The following is a 1,559-nucleotide window of genomic DNA, read 5'->3' as shown; positions in this document are numbered from 1 at the left end:
GAGCCAGCTGGTGGCGTTTGATCGCTTCGGCGACCACACGCTCCAACTGGGCCGGACCACCTTGCCTGCGACCGCGGGAGTCGGCAGCGCAGTTCAAGGGCGTGTCCGATCAGCCGCTTGGCTGCTGTCGTCGACAGGCCGAGGACCGCGCCGATCTCGGCGGGGGCGTACTCGTCGACCTCGGGGCATCCCTCGCCCGCGATGGGTCGAAGTCGGCCATCGGACCTGTCCTGAACGCCGCCCCCGGGCCGGCCTCGCGGGCGGGGTGCGCGAGTGCCCACGCGTACGCCACCGACAAGACCTCAGCCTCCGCGCGCTGCGCAGCGGCCGAGGATGCCCGAGCGCGCGTCAACAGCCCGCCGGTGGAGAGGTCCTCCACCGGGCTGCCTGTCGCCGCGCTCGTCTCGAACATGGGTGCAACGCTAGGGACGCCCTCTGACACTCCGGGGCGGGCAGTAGACCAGTGGTTTCGACAAGCTCAACCACCGATCACCTGACAGGCTCAACCACCGTGGCCCGACCCCGTGGCACGATGAGTCGATGGTCGACTCTCGGGACCGGTGGCAGCGGCACGACTGGTGGGGCGTCGTGCTCGACACGGACGACGTGGCCGTGCTGGCCACGTTCTACAACCAGCTGCGGGGCTGGACGATCCACCATGCCGACGAGACGGACGCGGCGCTGGACCCGGGCGAGGGGGTGGCGTACCTCAGCGTCCAGCACAACCCCGACCACGTCCCGCCGACGTGGCCGCCGCGGCCCGGCGCGCAGCAGATGATGCTGCACCTCGATTTCGAGGTCACCGACCTGGCCGCCGAGACGGCGCGTGCGATCGGGCTGGGGGCGCGGCTCGCGGGGGAGCAGCCCCAGGACAACGTCCGGGTCCTGCTCGACCCTGCCGGCCACCCCTTCTGCCTGTACGTCGACGCGGGCCACGCCCTCGGTGCGCAGCCGTAGGACGGGCCCCGGCCGAGCACCGCGGGGGTGACGGTGCTCAGCCGCGACCGCTGGAGGAGCGGGCGCGCCGCGACGACGGGCCTCGCGCACCGGCTCAGCGACTCACGGCGCCGTCCGCCAACTGCTCCACGAGGATGTCGCCGTGCCCGGCGTGACGGGCCAGCTCGGCGACCATGTGGACGTACACGAAACGCAGGCTGACCGGGTTGCCGTACCAGTCGAACCGTTCGTCCAGCTCGTGCTGGGCCGCGATCTGGCGGGAACGCTCGCAGGCCTCCGCGTACGCCGCCCGCACCGACTCCACCGTGTCGGTCGTGGCGAGCCGGAAGCTCGCGTCGACGGTGCGTGGGATGCCGAGCTCCTCCCGGCTGCGGCCGTCGACGCGGTGGTGGAACCAGACCTGCTCCACGAAGGTGGCGTGCGTGACCAGTCCCAGCGGCGTGGTCAGGGACGGGACCAGCCGGGCCCGCGCGGCGGCCTCGTCGAGCCCGTCCAGCAGGCCGGCGACCTCCTCGCGCTGCCGGTCCAGCATCCGCTCGAGCAGGGGCCGTTCGTCCGCCGTCTGGAGGTCCATCGCGCCAGCCTAGGAGGTGGGTCGGGCG

General features: G+C 72.6%; 2 protein-coding genes. One reads left to right on the top strand and one right to left on the bottom strand.

Annotated features, from left to right (window positions below):
* Window positions 1-540 precede the first annotated feature (540 nt).
* Entirely contained in the window at window positions 541-957 is a 417-nt protein-coding gene (locus tag ACI379_RS03590; RefSeq protein WP_439790690.1) for a VOC family protein, read from the top strand.
* A 94-nt stretch (window positions 958-1,051) separates the two neighbouring features.
* Here ACI379_RS03590 and ACI379_RS03585 read toward each other — a convergent pair whose 3' ends face one another.
* Window positions 1,052-1,531 carry a DinB family protein gene (locus ACI379_RS03585; protein WP_439790689.1) on the bottom strand — a complete coding sequence of 160 codons (480 nt, stop codon included), beginning with the start codon at window positions 1,529-1,531 and terminating at the stop codon, window positions 1,052-1,054.
* Window positions 1,532-1,559: the final 28 nt, after the last annotated feature.

Source organism: Nocardioides sp. (assembly GCF_051876515.1).
GTDB lineage: Bacteria > Actinomycetota > Actinomycetes > Propionibacteriales > Nocardioidaceae > Nocardioides.
This window is presented reverse-complemented; position numbering and strand designations above follow the sequence as displayed.

Bases quoted from the DNA above. Each gene is read 5' to 3' on its own strand.
- ACI379_RS03590 (WP_439790690.1), top strand. From the start codon at position 541: ATGGTCGACTCTCGGGACCGGTGGCAGCGGCACGACTGGTGGGGCGTC.
- ACI379_RS03585 (WP_439790689.1), bottom strand. From the start codon at position 1,531: ATGGACCTCCAGACGGCGGACGAACGGCCCCTGCTCGAGCGGATGCTG.